Here is a 6271-nt window from a genome sequence, read left to right on the forward strand (position 1 = left end):
CCTCACCGATGTCGGCTCGACCAAGGCGTCCGTCATCGCGCAGATGCAGCCTTATGTGCCTGAAGGCGTCCATTTCATTCCCGGCCACCCGCTGGCGGGCACGGAAAAATCCGGCCCCGACGCCGGTTTCGCCGACCTGTTCGACAATCGCTGGTGCATCTTCACGCCGCTGCCCGACACCGACCCGGATGCGCTGGAGAGGCTGTCGGAGTTCTGGCGCCGCTGCGGCGCCAACATCGACACGATGGATCCGCAGCATCACGACATGACGCTGGCCATCGTCTCGCATTTGCCGCACATCATCGCCTACAACATCGTCGGCACCGCCGATGATCTGCAGTCGGTAACCAAGTCCGAAGTGATCAAATATTCGGCTTCCGGCTTCCGCGACTTCACCCGCCTTGCCGCCTCCGACCCGACCATGTGGCGGGATGTCTGCCTGCACAACAAGGACGCCATTCTCGAAATGCTGGCGCGGTTCTCGGAAGACCTGGCGTCGCTGCAACGCGCGATCCGCTGGGGCGATGGCGAAAAGCTCTTCGACCTGTTCACCCGGACGCGGGCTGTGCGCCGCTCGATCATCGAAGCCGGCCAGGACATCGACGTGCCCGATTTCGGTCGCCAGGCCGTCGAGCATCCCGCGAAGGGCTAGAGCAATTCCAGGAAAAGTGTGAGGCGTTTTTCCCGGGAAAAGCGCTAGCGCTTTCCCTTGGGAATTGCGTCAAAACAAAAGCGTCAGTTTCAGGCTGGCCAGGCCTGCGCAACCATGGCCAGCGTCTCGGCCCTATCCGGCGCGCCCAGCCTGCCGCCGAAGCGCAGGCATTTGAGCGCCGCGGCCGCACTGGCAAAGCGCAAAGCCTGCTCGACCGGCATGGCTTCCGCCAACCCGACGGCGAAGGCGCCGTGGAAGACATCGCCGGCGGCCAGTGTGTCGACCGCCTTGATTTTCGGCGCCGCGACATGGCGCACACAGCCTGCGGAACGGTCGTGCCACCAACAGCCCGCCGCGCCGCCGGTTACCGCGACAAAGGCGTCGGTGCGGCTGGCGAGATCGGCGCAAGCCGTTTCCGGATCGAGCGCCTGGCCGCAGACGATGCGCGCCGCCGGCTCCGAAGCGACGATGTGCGTAGCGAGCGGCAACAGCTGTTCCAGGACCGGCAACGGTGCGGTGTCGGCATCGAGGATCGCCGGACGCCCAACGGCGCGTGCCGCCTTGAGTGCCAACGCTGCCGCGCCCGGCCAGCGGACATCGACCAGCACGGCGTCGAATGCCGTGAGGTCGGCGACCGGCAAGACTTCGGGATCGGCCTGGGCCAGCCCGTCATAGAACGGCACGATGATGCGCTCGCCATGCGCGTCGACCAGGATCGAGGCCAGCGCCGAGCGGGCGCCTCTGACGCGGCGCACAAAGGTGCAATCGACGCCTTCGGCCTTGATGCCGGCGATGAGCTGGTCGGCGACGGCATCGTCACCCGCACTCGCCCACAGCGATACCTCGGCCCCCAGGCGATGCGCGGCGCAGGCAGCACTGGTGGCCATGCCCGAGGCGATCTGGACGCCGTCGGAGGCAATGAACTTGCCTTGATGCACAGGCAGTGTCTCGACGCGCAGGATGGTGTCCAGCGTCAAGGCGCCAACGCTCAGCAGCTTCACGGGTTTTGCCATGGTTGAGCTATTCGACCGGCTTGATCTTGCCCAGCGGAATGAAGCCGAGCGAGGCCTTGCCCCTGACCACCTTCAGCGGCATCGACGGCTCGTTGCCGAGCACCGCCAGGGCAGAAAAACCCTGCTCGATCTGGCTTTTCTGCTCGGGTATGGCGGCGCCAAGGATGGCCGCCACCGCCTTCGGGTCCTTCAGCCTGATCATCAGATCGGCGTTGACCAGACCCTCGGCATCAACCGAGAGCGGTCCCGAAACGGTGATGCGCGCCGTGCCCGACGACAGGTCAAGGTTGCGGATCTCGATCGCCTGGCCACGAAGGCTCTTCACCTGCGTGCCGATCAGTGCGACACCGTTCTTCAATGTCACGTCGCCACTGGCATCGAGCGCCGGAAGCACGCGCCCGCCAATCGCGCCGGGGTCGATCTCGAGATCGCCGAAACTGCCGAGATAGTCGATATCCTCGCCGTTGGGCTGCAGCTGGCCCGATGCCTTGCCGGCGCTGAACAGTTGCACCGGATCGGTGTCGTCGGCCGGATCGGTCTGGCCGGACAGGCCCTCCGCCTCCAGAGAAATCCGCTGCGGCAGCGGCCACCACAATTTGAAATTGGCCTGCAGATTGTCCCAGTCGATCCACAGCGGCACCATGTCCGGAACTGAGGTCCTGAGCGGGCCGCGCAGATTGGCAACCGGCGACAGAGGCTGGATGATCTGGGCGGCTGCGTTGAAACTGCCGGCTGAGGCCGCGATGTTCCTGGCATCGTCTTCATAGGCGAGGTTGTCGCAGGAGACGGTAAAGCTCAAGGGATAGCCGCTGACCTGGAGATTGGCGCAGCCGGCCTCGACGCCATTCTTGTTGAGCGTGGCGACCGCCTTGTCGGCCTCGCTCCTGACGCGGTCGGCCAGATAGAACCAGCCGCCGCTGTAGAGGGCGAACAGCAGGACGATGAATGCTGCAAGCCAGAACAGGCGGCGACGGTTACTTGGCTGGCGTTCGTCACTTGACGTCATGCTTTGGCTCTCGTTATCGCATGGGTGTTGCGGACGGGTGGTCGATTCCGCCAGGCAGACAGACGAATAGTTAGACGGGACGGGCGGAAAAAACACCGGTCCGGGTGCGGTGTTGGCATCTTTTGCAATCAGGCGCGGCGATATGGGCGATTTTTGGGTGTTTGGCTATGGCTCGCTGATCTGGCGGCCGGGATTCGCGCATGTCGAAACCCAGCGTGCCCGCCTGCATGGTTACCGGCGCTCGCTCTGCGTCTATTCCTTCGTGCATCGCGGCACGCGCGAGCGGCCGGGGCTGGTGCTCGGCCTCGACCGTGGCGGGTCCTGCGTCGGCCTCGCATTCCGCGTCCCCGGCGACTTGCGCGACGAGGTCATGGCCTATCTTCGCGAGCGCGAACTGGTCACCAATGTCTATCTGGAGCGCATGCTCAAGATTCGCCTCGACGGGGGCGGTACGGTCGACGCGGTGGTCTACATTGTCGACCGCCAGCACGAGCAATATGCCGGAGCGCTCGACGCGGCGGATGCAGCGGCCGTGGTGCGCGGCGCGGTCGGCCAGTCCGGCAACAACGAGGACTATGTGCTGAGCACGCTTGAGCATCTCGAGGCACTGGGCATAAGCGACCACTGGCTGGAGGATGTCGCCAGCCAGGTCGCGCCTTTGTGAAGCTGGCTCTGCGGAAAAAGGCGGCCAGGCCTTTGACCTCGTTCAGGCAAGACCTAGGTTAGGCTCCGACCCTCAGCCCGCGGGCGCCATTTGCCCGCCCCAATCATCCCGGAGATCCGCCTTGCAGAAACGTCGTCTCGGTCGCACCGACCTTACCATCGCGCCGCTGGTTCTGGGCGGCAATGTCTTCGGCTGGACCGCCGACGAGAAAACCTCGTTCGACCTGCTCGACCGCTTCGTCGGCGCCGGCCTCAACGCCATCGATACGGCGGATGCCTATTCGCGCTGGGTTCCCGGCCACAAAGGCGGTGAATCGGAAACCATCATCGGCAAATGGATGAAAGACCGTGGCAATCGCGACAAGGTCGTGGTGATCACGAAGGTCGGTTCGGATATGGGGCAGGGGCACAAGGACCTGTCCGCCGCATACATCGAAAAGGCCGTCGACGCATCGCTGAAGCGGCTGCAGACCGAAGTCATCGATCTCTATCTGTCGCACTGGCCGGACCCCGCAACGCCCTATGAAGAAACGCTTGGCGCCTACGAGAAGCTGCTCGCCAAGGGCAAAATCCGCTATGCCGGCTGTTCGAATCTCGACGCCGGCCAGTTGCGTGCCGCACTCGATGTGGCGAGCTTGCGCAGTCTGTCGCGCTACGAGGTGCTGCAGCCGGAATACAATCTCTACGATCGCTCGTCCTTCGATGGGCCGTTGCGCGATCTGTGCGTGGCCGAGGACATCGGCGTCATCACCTATTTCAGCCTGGCCAAGGGTTTTCTCAGCGGCAAATACCGCAGCGATGCCGATCTCGGTCAAAGCCCGCGCGGCGGTGGCGTGAAAGACTATCTCAATGCGCGCGGCATGCGCATCCTTGCGGCACTCGACGCGGTTTCATCAAGGCATTCGGCCAAGCAGGCGGAAGTCGCGCTTGCCTGGGTGATTGCGCGGCCGGGTGTCACCGCGCCGATCGCCAGCGCCACCAAGCCTGAACAGATGGACAGCCTGATCAGGGCGGCGTCGCTGAAACTGACCGCCGCCGACATGGCCGAACTCGACAAAGCGAGCGGCTGAAGCTTCAGGCGCGACGCCTCGCACGAACGTCCAAGACGCCACTCTGGTCCTGCCATACCGTCTCTTCGCGCAAGGCAGGACAGAGGAGAGATGACTGAGCCGCTTCTTTCGCAGCCGGACTTTTGGGGGCAACTTCTCGCGCTCGTGCTTGCCGCCCTGGTGATCATGGGCAGCCCGGGTCCGGCAACGATAAGCGTTACCGCCGTTGGGGCCGCCTTCGGTTTGCGCCACTCGCTGGGCTATGCCTGGGGAATCATCCTGGGCACGATCGCCGTGCTTCTGGTTGTCGCGACCGGGGTCATGGCGGTGCTTACCTCGATGCCGAAGCTGGCGCCGTTGCTGGCTTTCGCCTCGGCGGCCTACATCCTCTATCTCGCCTTCAAGATCGCCACGGCGCCGCCCATGGCAGCACGCGGCGCGGAGGCTTCGTGTCCAACATGGCTGGCTGGATTCCTTCTCGCGGTCGCCAATCCGAAGGCCTATGTGGCAATCGCCGCCGTGTTCGCCGGTGCTTCGCCCAAACAGGGTAACACTGAGCTTGGTCCATGGCTGAAGCTGATGGCTCTCGCGCTGATGATCGTCGCCATCCATGCTCTGTGGCTTGTCTTGGGAGTGGCATTCGCGCGCTTCCTGCGCCGGCCGGCGGCCTCGCGGATCGTCAACCTGGTCTTTGCCGCGACGCTGGTGTTGACCACCGCGCTGGCCGTTTTCGGCTGAGAACTGCCGGCAGGAGACTTCCGGTTCAGGCTTTGGTTCTTGCGGCGTTGTCCAGCTCTTGCAGTCTTTTCACCGCTGTCGGCGGCAAGGCAGGCGGGTTTGGGCCGCGCGCGGCATCAATCAGGAACTGGTCGCAGGCAGCCTCGGTCTCGCCGATCAGCCGGGCCATGAATTCGTCCTTGCTCAGTCCCGGTGGGATCGGCGGCAGGAAGCGCGCCTTCACGGTGCCGGGGTAGCGCAGAAATTTTCGACGCGGCCAATAGAGACCGGCGACATGGGCAACCGGCACCACCGGAATGCCAAGTTGCGCATAGATTTCGACGATGCCGTATTTGTAGGCCGGCTCGTCGCCCGGCGCGCGTCTTGTCCCTTCGGGGTAGATGATGAGCTGGCGAGGATTGCGCGCCATCTCCGCCTTGGTCGCGGCGACCACGGCCTTCAGCGCTTTCGAACGGCTGCCGCGATGAACCGGAATCATGCGCATCTTCATGATGTACCAGCCGAAGAACGGGATCCAGGTGAGCTCGCGCTTCAGGATGTAGAGCGGGTCGTGAAGATAGGGAAAGAAGGCGATCGCATCCCAGAACGACTGGTGTTTGGGGGCCAGGATGAAGGAGCCTTCGGGCAGGTTTTCCCGGCCGGTGATCTCGCTCTTCGTTCCGGCGATCTTGTCGTAAAGCCACATCGAGGTGCGCGACCAAAATTTCGGCACGAACCAGGCGCGGTGCCGGGGCGACAGGAAATAGTATGGGGTCCAGAGGATCATCTGGACGATCAGGTTGACGTAAAAGACGAAATTGAACGTCAGCGATCTGATGTAGAGCATTTGGGGGGAGCCCGGTGAGGAGGTGAGCGTTGGTTACACCAAGCGCGGGAAAAAAGGAAATGGCCGCAGGGCGCTTTGGCTGGCAACGAAGAACGGTCGCCAATGGGGGTTGGCCTGGTTCCGCTACATCAGCCGCGCCAGCCGCTCCTTCAGGCGCGGGGCGGCAAAATCGAGGAATGCGCGCAGCTTGACCGGCAGCAGGCCGTGGCCCGCATGCACCAGGCTTACCGGCCATGGCTTTGGCTCAAACTCCTGCAGCAGGATGCGCAGCGTGCCGGACCGCAGCGCGGCTTCGATCTGGTAGGAAAGCACGCGTGTCAGCCC

7 protein-coding genes and 1 pseudogene are annotated in these 6271 nt (G+C 63.9%); 4 read left to right on the forward strand and 4 right to left on the reverse strand.

Annotated elements, in window-relative coordinates:
• A partial coding sequence (locus tag EN939_RS16940) for a prephenate/arogenate dehydrogenase family protein (RefSeq protein WP_127268937.1) occupies positions 1-652 on the forward strand: 652 nt, incomplete at its 5' end.
• A gap of 89 nt (positions 653-741) precedes the next feature.
• On the opposite strand, the gene EN939_RS16945 is transcribed toward EN939_RS16940, so the two are convergent.
• Positions 742-1665, reverse strand: coding sequence for a sugar kinase (locus tag EN939_RS16945; protein ID WP_127268939.1), 924 nt, complete (start codon positions 1663-1665; stop codon positions 742-744).
• Positions 1666-1672: 7 nt separating this feature from the next.
• Positions 1673-2671 (reverse strand): DUF2125 domain-containing protein, encoded by a 999-nt coding sequence (locus EN939_RS16950; protein WP_127268941.1) that lies wholly within the window; start codon positions 2669-2671, stop codon positions 1673-1675.
• A gap of 142 nt (positions 2672-2813) precedes the next feature.
• Here EN939_RS16950 and EN939_RS16955 point away from each other — a divergent pair, with 142 nt between their 5' ends.
• The 3 genes from EN939_RS16955 to EN939_RS16965 all read left to right on the forward strand — a co-directional run bounded on the left by EN939_RS16955 (position 2814) and on the right by EN939_RS16965 (position 5121).
• Positions 2814-3335, forward strand: a complete 522-nt coding sequence (locus EN939_RS16955) for a gamma-glutamylcyclotransferase (protein WP_127268943.1) — start codon at positions 2814-2816, stop codon at positions 3333-3335.
• Between the two features lie 121 nt (positions 3336-3456).
• Entirely contained in the window at positions 3457-4404 is a 948-nt protein-coding gene (locus tag EN939_RS16960; protein ID WP_127268945.1) for an aldo/keto reductase, read from the forward strand.
• 90 nt (positions 4405-4494) lie between these two features.
• Positions 4495-5121, forward strand: a complete 627-nt coding sequence (locus tag EN939_RS16965) for a LysE family translocator (protein WP_127268946.1) — start codon at positions 4495-4497, stop codon at positions 5119-5121.
• A 25-nt stretch (positions 5122-5146) separates the two neighbouring features.
• Here EN939_RS16965 and EN939_RS16970 read toward each other — a convergent pair whose 3' ends face one another.
• Entirely contained in the window at positions 5147-5947 is an 801-nt protein-coding gene (locus tag EN939_RS16970; protein ID WP_127268948.1) for a lysophospholipid acyltransferase family protein, read from the reverse strand.
• Between the two features lie 123 nt (positions 5948-6070).
• Positions 6071-6271, reverse strand: a pseudogene (locus EN939_RS16975) (LysR family transcriptional regulator); the annotation flags it as partial.

This window comes from Mesorhizobium sp. M7A.F.Ca.CA.002.05.1.1 (assembly GCF_003998335.1).
Lineage (GTDB): Bacteria > Pseudomonadota > Alphaproteobacteria > Rhizobiales > Rhizobiaceae > Mesorhizobium.

What these genes read in the sequence shown, in the direction of transcription:
- EN939_RS16955 (WP_127268943.1), top strand. Translation starts at nt 2,814, where the DNA reads ATGGGCGATTTTTGGGTGTTTGGCTATGGCTCGCTGATCTGGCGGCCG.
- EN939_RS16965 (WP_127268946.1), top strand. Translation starts at nt 4,495, where the DNA reads ATGACTGAGCCGCTTCTTTCGCAGCCGGACTTTTGGGGGCAACTTCTC.
- EN939_RS16945 (WP_127268939.1), bottom strand. Translation starts at nt 1,665, where the DNA reads ATGGCAAAACCCGTGAAGCTGCTGAGCGTTGGCGCCTTGACGCTGGAC.
- EN939_RS16950 (WP_127268941.1), bottom strand. Translation starts at nt 2,671, where the DNA reads ATGACGTCAAGTGACGAACGCCAGCCAAGTAACCGTCGCCGCCTGTTC.
- EN939_RS16970 (WP_127268948.1), bottom strand. Translation starts at nt 5,947, where the DNA reads ATGCTCTACATCAGATCGCTGACGTTCAATTTCGTCTTTTACGTCAAC.